General features: G+C 34.9%; 13 protein-coding genes and 1 pseudogene. 9 read left to right on the top strand and 5 right to left on the bottom strand.

Annotated elements, in window-relative coordinates:
* Positions 1–71: 71 nt before the first annotated feature.
* Both GKR88_09255 and GKR88_09250 read right to left on the bottom strand, forming a co-directional pair.
* Entirely contained in the window at positions 72–908 is an 837-nt protein-coding gene (locus GKR88_09255; GenBank protein ID QMU64454.1) for a GLPGLI family protein, read from the bottom strand.
* Between the two features lie 136 nt (positions 909–1044).
* Positions 1045–1275: a hypothetical protein gene (locus GKR88_09250; GenBank protein ID QMU64453.1), complete on the bottom strand. Its 231-nt coding sequence runs from the start codon at positions 1273–1275 to the stop codon at positions 1045–1047.
* Between the two features lie 127 nt (positions 1276–1402).
* On the opposite strand from GKR88_09250, the gene GKR88_09245 reads away from it, so the two are divergent.
* From GKR88_09245 to GKR88_09210, 8 genes and pseudogenes are all read left to right on the top strand, one after another.
* Positions 1403–2941, top strand: coding sequence for a hypothetical protein (locus GKR88_09245; GenBank protein ID QMU64452.1), 1539 nt, complete (start codon positions 1403–1405; stop codon positions 2939–2941).
* Positions 2934–3614: a response regulator gene (locus tag GKR88_09240; GenBank protein QMU64451.1), complete on the top strand. Its 681-nt coding sequence runs from the start codon at positions 2934–2936 to the stop codon at positions 3612–3614. Before GKR88_09245 ends, GKR88_09240 begins: the two co-directional genes overlap by 8 nt.
* A gap of 58 nt (positions 3615–3672) precedes the next feature.
* Positions 3673–4287 (top strand): ATP-binding cassette domain-containing protein, encoded by a 615-nt coding sequence (locus GKR88_09235; protein QMU64450.1) that lies wholly within the window; start codon positions 3673–3675, stop codon positions 4285–4287.
* 121 nt (positions 4288–4408) lie between these two features.
* On the top strand, positions 4409–5272 hold the full coding sequence (locus GKR88_09230; protein QMU64449.1) for a sigma-70 family RNA polymerase sigma factor: 864 nt from the start codon (positions 4409–4411) through the stop codon (positions 5270–5272).
* Between the two features lie 190 nt (positions 5273–5462).
* The gene (bioB, locus tag GKR88_09225; GenBank protein QMU64448.1) at positions 5463–6551 is read left to right on the top strand and encodes a biotin synthase BioB; all 1089 of its coding nucleotides are present in this window, start codon (positions 5463–5465) and stop codon (positions 6549–6551) included.
* Between the two features lie 63 nt (positions 6552–6614).
* A complete protein-coding gene (locus tag GKR88_09220; protein QMU64447.1) occupies positions 6615–7484 on the top strand; it encodes a cupin-like domain-containing protein in 870 nt (289 codons plus the stop codon).
* Positions 7485–7775: 291 nt separating this feature from the next.
* Positions 7776–8612 (top strand): annotated as a pseudogene (locus GKR88_09215) (sterol desaturase).
* A 199-nt stretch (positions 8613–8811) separates the two neighbouring features.
* On the top strand, positions 8812–9261 hold the full coding sequence (locus GKR88_09210; GenBank protein ID QMU66682.1) for a hypothetical protein: 450 nt from the start codon (positions 8812–8814) through the stop codon (positions 9259–9261).
* A gap of 11 nt (positions 9262–9272) precedes the next feature.
* Here GKR88_09210 and obgE read toward each other — a convergent pair whose 3' ends face one another.
* The 3 genes from obgE to GKR88_09195 form a co-directional block, all read right to left on the bottom strand.
* Positions 9273–10265 (bottom strand): GTPase ObgE, encoded by a 993-nt coding sequence (gene obgE / locus GKR88_09205; protein ID QMU64446.1) that lies wholly within the window; start codon positions 10263–10265, stop codon positions 9273–9275.
* A gap of 66 nt (positions 10266–10331) precedes the next feature.
* Positions 10332–11450 carry an adenylate kinase gene (locus GKR88_09200; protein QMU64445.1) on the bottom strand — a complete coding sequence of 373 codons (1119 nt, stop codon included), beginning with the start codon at positions 11448–11450 and terminating at the stop codon, positions 10332–10334.
* A 97-nt stretch (positions 11451–11547) separates the two neighbouring features.
* Entirely contained in the window at positions 11548–14538 is a 2991-nt protein-coding gene (locus GKR88_09195) for a protein translocase subunit SecDF (protein QMU64444.1), read from the bottom strand.
* A gap of 142 nt (positions 14539–14680) precedes the next feature.
* Here GKR88_09195 and GKR88_09190 point away from each other — a divergent pair, with 142 nt between their 5' ends.
* Positions 14681–16357: a formate--tetrahydrofolate ligase gene (locus GKR88_09190; GenBank protein QMU64443.1), complete on the top strand. Its 1677-nt coding sequence runs from the start codon at positions 14681–14683 to the stop codon at positions 16355–16357.
* The last annotated feature ends 263 nt before the right edge of the window (positions 16358–16620 follow it).

The raw sequence follows: 16620 nt of genomic DNA, 5'->3' as shown, positions 1-16620 counted from the left end.
GCTATTTCTCCGATGTTTTTTAAGAGCGTTATTTGAAACCTAAAACTATCTAATTTGAGGTTATTTAAAAATTAACCCCCGATTCTTATTTGAATTCCATTTCCATCTCCTCTTTTAGATCGAAACCTTTCCATCATTTCCTTGGACTTTTCCCTGGAGATTTTTTCAAATGTTTCACTGTCTACTTGCTTACCCTTAACGGGTTCTTTAATTTCAATCGTATCCTTTGGGTTTAATATAATTTCGGTGCAAACAATCGTCAAATCCCCATCATTTATTTCTAAAATTAACCCTGGTAAACCGTCATAATTTTTAGGTCCGTTGCTAATAGGAACCTCCGGTGTATACCACGCTGTAGTTACTACTTTTTCTTTCTTTGTGATTTCTTTCATTTCTCCGTCTTCTACGGACATCGTAATATTTTCTTCCTCTCTTTCATAAGTTGCTTTGTAACAGGTATATTTTCCAATATTTTTTGTCTCTCCTGTCATTTTCCAGTCATATGCTCTTAATGAATCTTTTACCAAAAATAACTTTCCCATCAGGTCAGTCTTATTAGAAAAACGCTGCTCTTTCATATTTTTATACAGGATATCAAAGCCGCCACCGCCACCAATACTCATCACCATTATACCTCCGCTGCCGGCTTGAGGAGCAGGAGAAGATAACTTTACATCTTCTTTATAGGTAGATTCTGTTCGGTTAAAGTTCAGGACAAATGTTTTTTGAAACATTTTTTTCATACGCTCCTGAAGTTGTTTCTCCATTTCGGGAGTCATGCGACTTTGTTCTCCTCCTATTTTGATATTCGTTTTTCTATGGGTCTTGTAAATTGCTTTTCCGGAAAATTCCTGGGCATTTACTGTTATCGTTAGTATTAAAACTACTATTCTTACGAGTGCTCTCATCTTTAATTATGTATGTTATTAGATATTGAACTCATTTTTTTTATAATGTTAACAGCTTTCTCAGCTCTTGTAATGATCGATTTGTACTGTTCGGAAGTATCATTGATCGTAACACTTACATTACAGCTTCCCTTTTTTATATCGGACTTTGTAGTAAAGCGGATTTCAAGAGAAAATGTTGCTTCGGGGTTATTTTCCTTAATACCTCCTTAACATCTTTCCAATTAATAGTTTCCAGTTCTTCAACACTGTCCACTGAAAATGTTAATGAATTTACCGTTGCAATGGTTTCCGTATTTAATTTTTGAGTTTGTGAAAAACCTGTTGCAAATACTACCAGGCAAATACCCATAACTAACGTTCTCATCTCATTTTGGTTTTTAAATCTTTCTATTGCAAATATGGTATACTTTTTCTTTAAGCAGCGTTAATGAGTGTTAACAAGTGTTAAGCAATGGTTATAATACTATATAACTGCTTACTTTTGTCAATTCATGAATACTAAGAAATTTAATTGGATTTTATATTTAATCACTATTACAATAATCATTACTGTTACCGTTCAGTTATATTGGAATTATAAAAATTACCTGGACCATAAAACTCGCATTTCCAATGAAATTCAAATCAGCCTGGATAATGCAATAGAAGAATATTACAGTTCTTTATCTAAAGAAAATTTCTTTGCAATTGTCAGTGCTGCAAGCATAAGTGGAGATTCAATAAAACCCAATTCTTTATTCAAAGATCTTTGGATAGGTAAGGATACAAACAATAAAAAAAGAAAAACAAAAACAAAAATTAAAATCAATTCCATCGAGATAAAAACAAATAACAAAGATGAATTTAAGAAAATGTCCGGTGTTTTTGACTCGCTTTTACAAATAGATTTGAGTTTAAAAAACCGCATGAAGAGTAGTCATACAGATTCATCTCATTTTAACGAATCTGTCAGGGTATATACCGGTAAAAAAGTATCCGATAGTTTAAAATTGATTAAGGGTCTGCAAACAGCATATATTGCTTTTGAGACAGATACTCTAGACATCAAACGTTTAGATTCTCTTTTTCTTAAGCAATTAAAAAACAACGATATAAAGAGTAATTATTATTTTGAATTTTTCAGAAAAGATTCTCTGGTTACTAAAAAACCTACGTTAATTAAGAAGCTTTTATTAAGCAAAACAGCCAAATCTACCTATCTGAAACCCGATGAAGAACTCTTAGTGTTTTATGACCATCCTTCTTATGAGGCTCTAAAAAGAAGTTCTACCGGAATTATTATTTCTCTTATCCTTTCATTAACAGTTATTTTGAGTTTATTCTATTTATTGAGAATTATTAAAACTCAAAAGCAACTGGCAGAAATAAAGAATGATCTAATTAGTAATATCACACATGAATTTAAAACACCTATCGCGACAGTGGCTACAGCCATTGAAGCCATCGAGAATTTCAATGTAATTGACGATAAAAAGAAAACAAAACAATATCTGACAATGTCTTCGGTGCAATTGAAAAAACTACATCAAATGGTTGAAAAATTGTTGGAGACTGCAACTTTAGACTCCGAAAGCTTACTATTAAAAAAAGAAAATGTAAATATAGTAGCATTAATTAGGAAAGCCATTGCCAAACACACCCTTATTGATTCCCATAAAGAGATTCATTTCACTCCCGACATAGCATCTTTTTATGTATACATAGATGCTTTTCATATGGAGAATGCTATCTCAAACCTAATTGACAATGCAGTCAAATATGGAGGAGATGTCGTACATGTTACTATCCGTCCCAAATTAAATAACATTGAGATTACAGTAACCGATAATGGAGGAGGTATCGAAAAAAATCAACAGGAAAAAATATTTGATAAATTTTATAGAATCCCTAAAGGGAATACGCATGATATTAAAGGTTTTGGTATTGGGCTGTATTATACCAAAAAAATTGTAGAAAAACATCATGGTAATATTATTCTTTCGGTAAAAAAACAAAAGACTATCTTTAAAATAACACTGCCAAATGAATAATACAATAACTGTTTTACTGGCAGAAGATGAACCCAGTCTTGGGCAAATTATTAAAGAAAGTCTGGAAACAAGAGGATTTGAAGTGGTATTAGCTGTTGACGGAGAGGCTGCGTATGAAATGTATCAGGAAAAACAACCGGATATTCTGGTTTTAGATGTGATGATGCCTAAGAAAGATGGGTTTACATTCGCAAAAGAAGTAAGGCATGAAAATAAGATAATCCCTATTTTATTTTTAACTGCCAAATCGCAAACAAAAGATGTCTTAGAAGGTTTTCATATAGGAGGTAATGATTATTTGAAAAAACCTTTTTCTATGGAGGAACTCATCGTTAGAATAAAGGCTTTATTGGATAGAACGGAGGTGAAAAAAAATACTACTCGTTTGGTAATCGGGGCTTATATTTTTAATTACACCAAACAACTCCTCATCTATCATAATGAACACATAACATTAACACACAGAGAATCTGAGCTCTTACTGCATCTATATCAAAAGAAAAATGAAATCTTAGACAGAGTTTTTATACTAAAAAAACTATGGGGAGATAATGACTTCTTCAATGCCAGAAGTATGGATGTATTTATTAGCAAACTCAGAAAAAAATTAAGCAAAGACCCTAAAATTCAGATTCTGAATGTCAGGGGGTTTGGATACAAACTAACTGTTTAGGATACTGCTTATTATAAAAATTGTATACCTTTGTTTTTCTTATTCTATTAACAAAGATATGCATGTAGCTATTGCAGGAAACATCGGTGCCGGAAAGACAACTTTGACAAAGTTATTAGCAAGGCATTACAAATGGAAGCCTCATTACGAGTCTGCTGATGAAAATCCTTATTTAGATGATTTCTATGCAGAAATGGAGCGTTGGTCTTTTAACTTACAGGTGTATTTTCTAAACAGCCGTTTCCGTCAAATTTTAGAACTCAGGCAATCTGATAAAAATCTTATTCAGGATAGAACCATATACGAGGATGCTTATATTTTTGCACCCAACCTACACGCTATGGGTTTGATGACGAATCGGGATTTTAATAATTACAGTTCGTTATTCGAATTAATGGAAAAATTGGTAACTCCTCCGGATCTGTTAATTTATCTGCGTGCTAATATAGCTACGTTAGTCGATCAAATTCACAAACGAGGCAGAGATTATGAAAACTCCATTAGTATTGATTACTTAAGTCGGTTAAACGAACGCTACGAAGCCTGGATCACAACCTATAAAAAAGGAAAGCTCCTGATTATAGACGTTGACGGTATAGATTTCGTAGAAAATCAAGAGGATCTAGGCTATATCATTGATCGGATAGATGCTCAAATAAATGGATTGTTTTAAATAAACGTATTTAAAAAAAGTATCATATTTACCATTCTTTTTGTAACATTTAACATCTCATCTGCGTATACTAACATAAGCAACACATTATAATAAGTAAAAATACATACGGATATACCAGATGAGACAGCTTAAAATTACAAAGCAAGTTACGAATAGAGAAACCGCGTCATTAGACAAGTATTTACAAGAAATAGGAAAGGTAGATTTAATTACTGCTGATGAAGAAGTAGAGTTAGCTCAATTAATAAAAGCCGGAAATCAAAGAGCTTTGGAAAAATTAACAAAAGCAAACCTGCGTTTTGTGGTATCTGTTGCCAAACAATATCAAAACCAGGGGCTCACATTGCCTGATTTAATCAATGAAGGTAACTTAGGGTTAATAAAAGCCGCAAAACGTTTTGATGAGACAAGAGGGTTTAAATTTATTTCCTACGCAGTATGGTGGATCCGTCAATCTATCTTACAGGCATTGGCAGAGCAGTCCCGTATCGTACGTTTGCCATTGAACAAAATCGGCTCTATCAATAAGATCAATAAAATGTATGCTTTCTTAGAGCAAGAAAATGAGCGCCCTCCAAGTGCAGAAGAAATTGCTAAGAAATTAGATATGACGGTAAATGACGTAAAAGAATCAATGAAAAACTCCGGTCGTCATGTATCTATGGATGCACCGTTAATCGAAGGTGAAGATTCTAATTTATATGATGTATTAAACTCGGGGGAGTCTCCAAATCCGGATAAAACCTTATTACATGAATCGCTTCGTATAGAAATTAACCGGGCATTAGAAACTTTAACTCCTCGCGAAGCTGATGTTGTGAAATTATATTTCGGTCTGGGAGAGCATCAACCGATGACCTTAGAAGAAATTGGTGAAACTTTCGATCTAACACGTGAGCGCGTTCGTCAGATAAAAGAAAAAGCCATCAGACGATTAAAACATACATCCAGAAGCAAGATTTTGATGACCTATTTAGGATAGATTTTTTAGCTATTGAAATGGTCATCCCTTTTTTGAAAGCCCTAAATATTCCGGGAGCTTTCCGGGGTTTGTTGTCTTTATTGTTGCCTAAAATGTAAACATTTTTGGTATAACTATATTTATCAAATGAAAAATCGTGCTATCATAATGGAATTTTTTATTTTTGGCGTATTAAATTACTTTAAATAGTATGGGTATTACCAAACATAATTGGACTCGAGAAGATATTCTGGATATATATCATAGACCTTTGATGGAGTTATTATATGACGCAGCTACCGTTCATAGAGAACACCACGATCCTAATATAGTACAAGTAGCTACCTTACTGTCTATCAAAACAGGAGGGTGTCCTGAAGATTGTGGTTATTGTCCGCAAGCAGCAAGATATCATACAGCGATAGAAGGTAATGATTTGATGACAGTCTCTCAGGTAAAAGCACAGGCCTTGAGGGCCAAAGCTTCCGGAAGTTCCAGGGTTTGTATGGGAGCCGCTTGGAGAAATGTAAAAGACGGGGCAGAATTTGACCAGGTCTTAGAGATGGTCAGAACCATTAATAAACTGGATATGGAGGTTTGCTGTACTCTTGGTATGCTCACTGAAAATCAAGCGCATCGGTTAGCCGAAGCGGGGTTGTATGCTTACAATCATAATTTGGATTCTTCCGAAGAATATTATAAGGAAGTCATCTCTACACGCGGTTTTGAAGATCGTTTAAAAACAATTGACAACGTTCGCAAAACAAATGTAACCGTTTGTTCGGGGGGAATTATCGGGATGGGAGAAAAAGTAGAAGACAGAGTAGGAATGTTAGTTGCTTTATCTACTTTAAATCCTCAACCGGAATCGGTTCCCATTAATGCACTGGTTGCTGTAGAAGGTACTCCTTTAGAGGACCAACAGCCCGTTGAAATTTGGGAGATGGTCCGTATGGCAGCCACTACGAGAATTGTGATGCCAAAAACGCAAGTCCGGTTATCTGCAGGAAGAACAGAAATGACCAGAGAAGGTCAGGCATTGTGTTTTTTTGCAGGAGCAAATTCAATTTTTGCAGGAGATAAATTATTAACAACTCCAAACCCTGATGTCAATCAGGATATGGAAATGTTTAAGTTACTGGGATTAACTCCCCAGAAACCTTTTGTAAAGAAAATGCAGCCTAAAACCATAGAAGCCAAAGATGCCAAATTCAAACCTCTGGGCGAAAAACCCAAATGGTCAAGACCTAAGTATATCATTGAAAGAAATGAAGTAGCAAAGCAAAAGTTAAAAATATAATCATTTTGAGTTCAATAGATATCGTAAAGATTTTTAATCTCAATTTGATTTAACAGATGAATAATGGGCTTAAATTTATCTCAAATAGATAGAGTAAAAACGATCTCTAAAAAGGATTTTTTAAAGAAGTATTTCAAACCTCAAAAGCCTGTAGTTATTGAGGAATTTATAGAAGATTGGCCTGCTTATAAAAAATGGAATTTAGATTATATGAAGGAAGTTGCAGGAGATAAGAAAGTTCCTTTATATGATGACAGACCGGTAGATTATAAAGATGGGTTTAATGAACCTCATGCCGTAATGAAAATGAGTGAGTATATAGGTCTACTAAAGAAAGAACCTACTAAGTTCCGAATTTTTTTATGGAATGTACTTAAAGAAGTTCCCGTATTACAAAAAGACTTTTCATATCCGGATTTTGGCTTGAGATTAATGAAACGGCTACCGATGTTGTTCTTCGGAGGTAAAGATTCATATACATTTATGCATTATGATATTGATCTGGCAAATATTTTTCACTTTCATTTCGAAGGAAGAAAACAATGCATACTTTTTGATCAAAGCCAACGAAAATACTTATATAAAATACCCAATTCGTTAATTACAAGGGAAGATATAGATTTCTCTAATCCGGATCTTGAAAAATGGCCCGCATTAAAATTAGCAAAAGGCTATGTCACAAATCTGGAACATGGCAATACCCTATACATGCCGGAGGGATATTGGCACTATATGCAATACATTACACCCGGGTTTTCCATGAGTTTACGAGCGATAGCAAGGAACCCTGGAAATTTTTCAAAAGCTATTTATAATCTAGTGGTTATGAGAACTTTTGATAATATCATGCGTTCATGGAAAGGGCAAAAATGGATCGATTGGAAAAACGAAAAGGCCATCCGCAGTACACATAAAAAATTAGGAATTAGTTAATTGTTTTTTGATTTATTCTTTGGTTGAACAGGAGGTTAAAAGCCTGAAATTAGATTAGGTGAATAATTGAAAAAATAAAATTTTATTTTCCGTATTTTTATTCGGGTTTAAACAAAAAAGATCTTTGTAGTATTGATTTGGCAAAAAAGTTCGACGCCCGAAGAACATTTTCAATCGGAATAACCTAGTGGTTTTGAGGATTTAAAATTTTAGAGAAGGAAGAAATTTGAAGTCAAATCAATTTCAATACGAAATATATCACTATTTTGTAAAGGCCTCCAAAATATATTATTGGAAACTATTTATTCTTATTTTGAAAACATCCCGTCAATACACAGAAGTATTATTCTGGTAGGTGGAATTACTTTTTTTTGGTTGCTGGAAGGTTTTTTACCTTTGTATCGCTTCCGTTATAAAAAGTGGAAGCATGCCATTCCCAATTTGTTTTTTACGGCAACAACGGTAGTTATTAATTTTGCGTTGGCTTTTTTATTATTGAACACGGCAGATTGGGTGACATCTGCTAATTTTGGATTGCTTCATTGGTTACCGGAGATGCCATTATGACTGTACATTACTACCGGTATTTTATTTCTGGATTTTTTTGGAGCCTATCTCCCTCATTTTATAGAACATAAAACAAAACCTTTATGGATGATTCATTTGGTACATCATACAGATCATAAAGTAGACACCACTACAGCAAACAGGCATCATCCGCTTGAGAGTATGATTCGTTTTGTATTTACCTTACTTGGTGTTTTTATAATTGGAGCCCCCATAGCTATTGTGATGTTGTATCAGTCCATGTCTTTGGTGTTTACACAATTTACGCACGCTAATTTAAAACTGTCAAAAAAGATGGATAAAATATTGAGCTATATCATTGTCTCACCGGATATGCACAAAATACATCATCATCATTTATTGCCATATACAGATTCTAATTATGGAAATATATTTGCTATCTGGGATCGATTACTGGGTACTTATATGTATTTAGATCGTGATAAAATTGTATATGGAGTAGACACTTTTCCGGATGAAAAAACGAATAGCAATCTATGGGAGTTACTCAAACAACCATTCCAGAAATATAAAAAACCTACAAAGACAAAAGAAAACTAACTACTTTATACAGTGAACTCATTTCAACTGATAAGCAGTATAACATTATAAATTTTACTTATAGCACTATAAATAAAATTTATAATGAGCCATTTAGTATCCTTATTTATAAGATTATTAGCATAATAACGAAAAGTTGTATTTTCACAGTGAAATTTTCATTTCTATTTTTGTGCGTTATATTGTTTTTTTAGGAATCATTACTTGTTTTTTTTCTTGTAAATATTTTACAAAACAGAAAATAGATACTACCCGGTTAGATAGTATTAGTTTCACATCTGTCGATAAGTATCCTTCTTTTAAAGTATGCGATTCTGTTTTTGAAAAAAATGAGAAACGAGATTGTTTTCGGATGACTATCCACCGGGAGATTACGAGAAGTCTGGCAACATATGAAATTAAAGTAAAAAAAGAAATTGATGAAGTCATACAAGTTGTGATTACAATAAATTCTGATAAAAACATTGTATTAACATCTATTGAGGCTTCTCAAGATATCTATCGGGAAATTCCGGATATCGAAATCATTATTAAAAAAGCAATTGCAGATTTACCTGAAGTTTTTCCCGCCATTAAAAAAAGTATTCCCGTAACCTCGGAATATATGTTGCCTATTAGAATCAAGCTGAAAAACCAAACTCCTAAATAAGCTTAGAAAGACTATTTATTTAACAGCTTCCAAAGCTTGTCTTTTAACGTTTTCAGTCCTTCCCGGGAGATAGAAGAAATAAACATAAAATCAATTTCTTTGGGAATTTCTTTTTTGATTTCCTCTTTTAATTCTTCGTCCAGTATGTCGGATTTAGAGATACATAAAAAACGCTGTTTGTCTAATAATTCGGGATTGTGCTTTTGAAGTTCATTGAGTAAAATCGTGTACTCTTTTTTGATATTTTCACTATCTGCCGGAATTAGAAATAACAATATGGAATTTCGTTCGATATGACGTAGAAAACGATGCCCCAAGCCTTTTCCTGCTGCAGCTCCTTCTATAATTCCGGGAATATCTGCCATTACAAAACTCTGATAATCTCTGTAGTTTACAATGCCTAAATTTGGTTTGAGCGTTGTAAAAGCATAATCCGCAATTTTAGGTTTGGCAGCTGTTAATACCGAAAGTAAGGTTGATTTTCCCGCATTGGGAAAACCAACTAAGCCTACATCGGCAAGCACTTTTAACTCTAGTCGAAACCAACTTTCCTGACCATCAATTCCAGGTTGTGCATATCTGGGTGTTTGATTTGTAGGGGATTTAAAATGCCAATTTCCCAAACCGCCTTTTCCACCGGGGAGTAAAACAATTTCTTGCTCATGATCTACAATTTCAAATAGCATTTCATCAGTATCTGCATTTATGACAATGGTGCCTAAAGGAACATCTATATAAGTATCGGAGCCGTTGGAGCCGGTACTTCTGCTTTTGCCCCCGTCACCTCCGTGTGCTGCTCTAAAATGCTTTTTAAACTTTAAGTGAAATAATGTCCACAGATGTTTATTGCCGCTAACAATCACATGTCCGCCCCGACCACCATCACCTCCATCCGGACCGCCTTTGGCAATAAATTTTTCTCTGTGTAAATGTGTAGAACCCCGACCACCTTTTCCGGAGGAAGCATATATTTTTATATAATCAACAAAGTTTCCTTCGGTCATTATTTTTTAGTAACATCTCAACTTCAAACAAGTATTATCTATCGCTTTCATAAGGCCAAAGACAATTTATAAGGTATCAAAAACTGCGATTACATTTTTAGTAATTTCTTCTACGGAGCCTACTCCGTTTACCGGGTAATAACTTCCCTGAGCTTCATAATATTTTTTTAAAACAGCTGTTTTGGTATGGTATTCATTAAAACGATTTTTGATTTTTGCTACATCGGTATCGTCAGACCGACCACTTATTTTACCTCTTTCCAATAAGCGTTCTATTAGTATATCTTCCGGTACTTCCAGGGCAATCATTCCATTTATGATCGCATTTTTTTCAGAAAGGAAATCATCCAAAGCTTCAGCTTGAGATGCTGTCCTGGGAAATCCGTCAAAAATAAACCCGTTAGCATCTTTATTTTTATTCACTTTTGCTTCCAGCATATCTATAGTAACCTTGTCCGGAACTAAATCTCCTTTATCTATATAGGTTTTTGCCAGTAAACCTAATTCCGTTTCATTTTTTATATGATGCCTAAAAATATCTCCGGTAGAAATATGCACTACATTATATTTTTCTTTTAAAATTTCTGCTTGTGTTCCTTTCCCTGCTCCCGGAGGGCCGGATAATACAATATTTTTCATTTTTGGTGTTGTGGTTTGTTGATAGATAGCAGCATAATTTCTTCCTAAACCGTTGTAATCCAGACCATAGCCGACTATAAATATATCATCAAGACTTTTCCCGATATAATCTATAGGAAGCTCTTTTCTATATACATCCGGTTTAAAAAAAAGGGTTACTATTTTTAATTGTTTTACATTTTTAGTTCTGAAAATAGTATAAATTTCCTGAAGTGTAGCTCCGGTATCTACAATATCTTCCATCATGATAATTGTCCTGTTCGTAAGGTCTTCGTTAATTCCAATCAACCGGCTGACTTTTTCCGTAGATTTCGTTCCCTGATAAGAAGCTAGTTTTACGAAAGATACCTCACAATTTCCTTTAAACTCCCGGATAAAATCCGCTGCAAATAAAAAGCAACCATTTAAAATACCGACAAAAATAGGAATTTCATCTGCAGGAAGATCAGCTTTTACCTGTAATGCCAGATGTTTAACAATCGTTTTTATTTCCTTTTCCGAGAGAAAAGGTTTAAAATACAAATCGTGAAGTCTAACAATGCTCATTTTTTGTAAATATAACGCTGAAAATTTTATTGTTGTCCCCTGTCAGATCGAATAAAATTGATCTGGCAGAGGGTATTTTCATGAAGGGAAAATACAATTATTGCCTCTTTTTTTCTTTTTTAGAGGTGTCATACATAACTGGAGTTGCGACAAACAAGGATGAATAAGTACCCACTAAAACACCTACAATTAATGCAAACATAAACCCTTTGATAGAATCTCCTCCAAATAAGAAGATAGCCAACATTACCAACAGCGTGGTCAATGAAGTATTAATCGTTCTTCCTAATGTACTACTCAAGGCTTTATCTACCACTTCATTATAATTCCTTTTTACGTGAATGCCTGCAAACTCCCTGATTCTGTCAAAGATAACTACCGTATCGTTCAAAGAATATCCCACTACGGTTAATATCGCAGCAATAAAAGATTGCCCTATTTCCATATCAAAAGGCATGAACTTATATAGAATAGAAAAGATTCCCAGTACAATCAATACATCATGAAATACGGCAATTACAGCTCCTAAACTAAATGAAATTTTTCTAAAACGAAGTAGAATGTACAAGAATACAACCAATAAAGAGCCTAATACTGCATAAATAGCTGAGGTTTTAATATCATCCGCAATCGTGGGTTCTACTTTAATATAGCTCATAATAGCATTCCCGCTTTTCTGAAAACCGGGTTTAAAATCTTCATAAGTAGTTCCTTCTGTTAAGTATTTTTTTAATCCGTTGAATAAAGCCAGTTGCACTTCATCATCAACATCTTTACTTTCATCGTCTATCTTGTATACAGTGGTAATTTTTAATTGTGAATCCGACCCATAGGTTTTTACTTCAGGAGCAGTTTCGAAAACACTTTTCAGGGTACCGGCAACCTCCGTTGCATTCATCGGTTGGTCAAAACGAACTACATACGAACGACCTCCTTTAAAATCTACACCCTGTTTTAAACCTATAGAGAAAATAGAGATCAAACCACTAATAATAATCGATCCGGAAATGACATATGCAATTTTCCGTTTTCTTAAAAATGCAATATTTATATTTTGGAACCAGTTTTTAGATAAACCGGTATTGAACGTTAAATTTGCTTTTTTATTTACGGCACCGTCAATTAATAAGCGTGTAATAAATATGGCCGTAAATAAAGAAGTGGCAATACCGATCATTAATGTCAATGCAAAACCTTTAATAGGGCCTGTTCCAAAAACATATAGGATAATACCTGTTAAAAAGGTAGTAATGTTTGCATCAATAATAGCAGATAAGGCTCCTTGGAGACTAAAGCCCTCTTGCACTGCCTGTTTCAGGCCTTTCTTCTTTTGAAGCCCTTCTTTAATTCTTTCGAAAATAATTACGTTGGCATCTACGGACATCCCTATAGTTAAGATAATCCCGGCAATACCCGGTAATGTAAGTACCGCGCCAAATGATGCCAGTACTCCAAAAATGAATAAAATGTTTACGACCAGAGCAACATTGGCAAAACCACCTGCCCTTCCGTAATATACCATCATCCAGAGCAGTACCAGTAAAATAGCTAGTCCAAACGACCTAAAACTTGCATCGATCGCTTCCTGTCCCAAAGAAGGGCCTACGACTTCAGATTGGATCATTCTGGCTGCTGCAGGAAGTTTACCTGCTTTCAATACAGTGGCAATATCCTGTGCTTCTTCTACCGTCATACTTCCGCCTGAGATAGAAGTATTTCCACCGGTAATAGGCGTATTTACGGACGGAGCCGTATAAACATAGTCATCTAAAACAACCGCTACAAACTTTCCTACGTTTTCCGTAGTCATCTTAGCCCAAAGTTTGGCACCATTGCTTTTCATAGTCATATTTACTTCCGGATTGTTCAGCTGATCATATACCTGAGAAGCATCTGCAATAACATCGCCCTCTATAGGAGCAATATCTCTCCTGTTGGATTTGATCGCATATAAGTTGATTCGCTCTTCTCTGGATTCATCCTGTAATGTAGTGGTAAAGGACTTATAATCCCATAAAAATTTAGTATACCTCAATGCTACAGGTAAAAAACTTCTGACCTGAGGATCTCTTAACAAATTATTTACCCTGGCAGTATCTGTAATTTTTGCACTCGCCACAACAGAACTGTTAGCTTCTGTAGGTTGTAAGAAAGTAAACAGGTTTTTTTGCGTGGCAGCGGCTATGGAATCCGTGTCAGATTCTAATAAATCATCTAAACTGTCCGTTTCCGTAGTATCTTTTTTCTGTTCAACCAAAGGTTCCTCCCCTTTTAACATTTCGGTAACTTTGGCATTTACCTGATAGAAGAATCCTTGCAATTCGGCACCTGTATACACTTCCCAGAATTGTAATTGTGCTTTGCTGGTTAGCAATTTTCTTACACGCTCTATATCTTTGGCTCCGGGTAATTCAATTTGAATTCTTCCGGAATTTCCTATTCTTTGAATAGTAGGCTGTGTGACTCCAAACTTATCAATTCTGCTTCTTAATACTTCAAAAGCAGTGGCAATAGAACTGTTGATTTCTTCTTGTAAAACGGGTTTAACTTCTTCGTTGGTTTTATTAAAATCAATTTTATCGCTTAAGGCTTTTGTCCCAAAAATACTGGGAGCACTTAATCTTATATTGCCATTTTCTTTGGAAGTTTTTTCAAATGCTGCGAAGAAAAGATTCAAATAATTGTCATTGCTGCTTCTTTGAGCATCATCGGCAGCTTTTAGTGCTTGCCTAAAAGCTACTTCTTTAGATTCGTTTGCCAGACTTATCAGAATTTCTTTTACCGAAACCTGTAAAATAGCATTGAAACCTCCCTTTAAATCCAGTCCAAGGTTCATTTCTTTTTCCTTCAGGTCATTATAGGTATAGCTGGCAACTCCCAGATTTACAACTTCTTTTGTTGCAACACTATCCATATATTTCCGCTCAAAACGGGCAATCTCTTTACCATTATTTTCTTTTGCATTTTCTCTGGCGTATATTTTAGCGTCGCTCTCTACCGTACCGGCAAAATATGTAAATGACAATTGGTATAAACTTATCAACCCAAAAAGGATTGCAAATAATCTAATAAGTCCTTTGTTTTGCATCTTATGATTAATTTAGGTCGACTTCTTTTTTAAACGTGCAAATATAGTATTTCAAAAAAGACCAACCTAATGAAAATGTGTATATTTACTCACTTGTTTCTATAAAAACAGAAAGCGTAAAAACCCAAAAAGAAGCCTATTAATGACACATTTATCCGATATAGAAATTGCACAGGTGAAAGACTTACAACATATTACCAAAATTGCTGAAATACTATCAATTAAAGAAGGTGATTTGGAATTGTACGGAAAGTACAAGGCAAAACTTCCTTTGCACCTACTGGATGAAAAAAAGGCAAGTGAAAATAATTTAATTTTAGTTACCGCATTAACACCCACTCCTGCCGGAGAAGGAAAAACAACGGTTTCTATCGGATTAACCGAAGGGTTGAACAAGACGGGTAAGCAAGCTACGGTTGTTTTGCGAGAACCGTCTTTAGGCCCTGTTTTCGGAATTAAAGGAGGTGCCGCCGGAGGAGGGTATTCTCAGGTAGTCCCTATGGAAGATATCAATCTGCATTTCACCGGCGATTTTAATGCGGTCGAAAAAGCAAATAATTTATTGTCGGCGTTAATTGATAATAACATCCAAAATAAAACGGCAAACCTGAATATAGATCCGAGAACGATTCTGTGGAAGCGTGTTATTGATATGAATGATCGTGCTTTACGATATATTACCATTGGCTTGGGAGGCACGGCAAATGGCGTTCCCAGAGAAGACGGGTTTCATATTACCCCGGCCTCCGAAGTAATGGCCATTTTATGTATGGCTACCGATTTTGATAATTTAAAAAAGCGTTTAGGAGCTATTTTTATTGGATTTACGTATAAAAACGAGCCTGTTTTTGCCCGGGATTTAAAAGCTGAAAATGCTATGGCTATTTTGCTTAAAGATGCCATAAAACCCAATTTAGTACAGACACTGGAAGGAAATCCGGCCATTATTCACGGGGGTCCTTTTGCGAATATTGCACAGGGAACCAACACAATCATTGCTACAAAAATGGGATTATCACTTTCAAATTACGTAGTTACCGAAGCCGGTTTTGGTGCGGATTTAGGTGCGGAAAAATTTCTGAATATCAAATCTGCTTACGCAAAATTAAACCCTAAAGCAGTTGTTTTGGTAGCTACTATAAGGGCACTCAGGCATCATGGAGGCGTTCAAAAAGAAGCATATAATACTCCGGATTTAAATGCAGTTACGAAAGGATTTAAAAACCTGGAAAAGCATATTGAGAACATTAGAAAATACAATATTGAACCTGTTGTAGCCATCAATTCCTTTGCTTCCGATTCTGAAGAAGAGGTAGATTTTGTGATAGAAAAGTGTGCCGGTTTGGGAGTACAGGCTGTACTTTCCGAGGGATGGGCAAAAGGAGGAGCAGGAACTCAAAATCTGGCTCAAGCCGTAGCAGCTGTTGTAGAGCACAAGGCCACTCAATACAAACCCTTATACGATTGGAAAAGCCCGGTAACAGCTAAAATTGAAACCATTGCAAAAGAAATGTACGGAGCAGTGAATGTAGAGTATAGTAAGGTGGCAAGATTGAATTTAAGAAGAATTGACAGATTAGGATTTAATGACTTTGCTATTTGTATGGCAAAAACACAAAAATCATTTTCTGACAATGAAACATTGATTGGAAGGCCCGAAAATTTTACGGTAACGGTCAGGGAGATTGAAATTGCAGCAGGGGCTCAGTTTATTATCCCTATTTTAGGAAAAATGATGCGGATGCCCGGACTACCTTCCAAACCGGCTTCTGAAGGTATGACGATTGATGAAAAAGGCGTTATTTCGGGATTATCTTAAACGGTAGAGAAGTAAGGCCTTGGGTCTAATAATGAAGTTATTTTTATAACTCTAAATTGAACTCCTGCATATGGTATCTTTAACCTATATTTTCTAACCATTATAGAAAATCATACTTGTCCTTTATTAAAAAAACTATTTTAGGTTTGATCGATGTAACCTATTTTGGTAATCTTATTAGTGTATTTATCAAAATATATGTATATATAATCATTACATCCATCACAATATTGGTAAATAATACTTTTGTTACCATTTCTTTG

Source organism: Flavobacteriaceae bacterium (genome assembly GCA_014075215.1).
In the GTDB taxonomy this organism is placed as follows: Bacteria; Bacteroidota; Bacteroidia; order Flavobacteriales; family Flavobacteriaceae; genus Polaribacter.
This window is presented reverse-complemented; position numbering and strand designations above follow the sequence as displayed.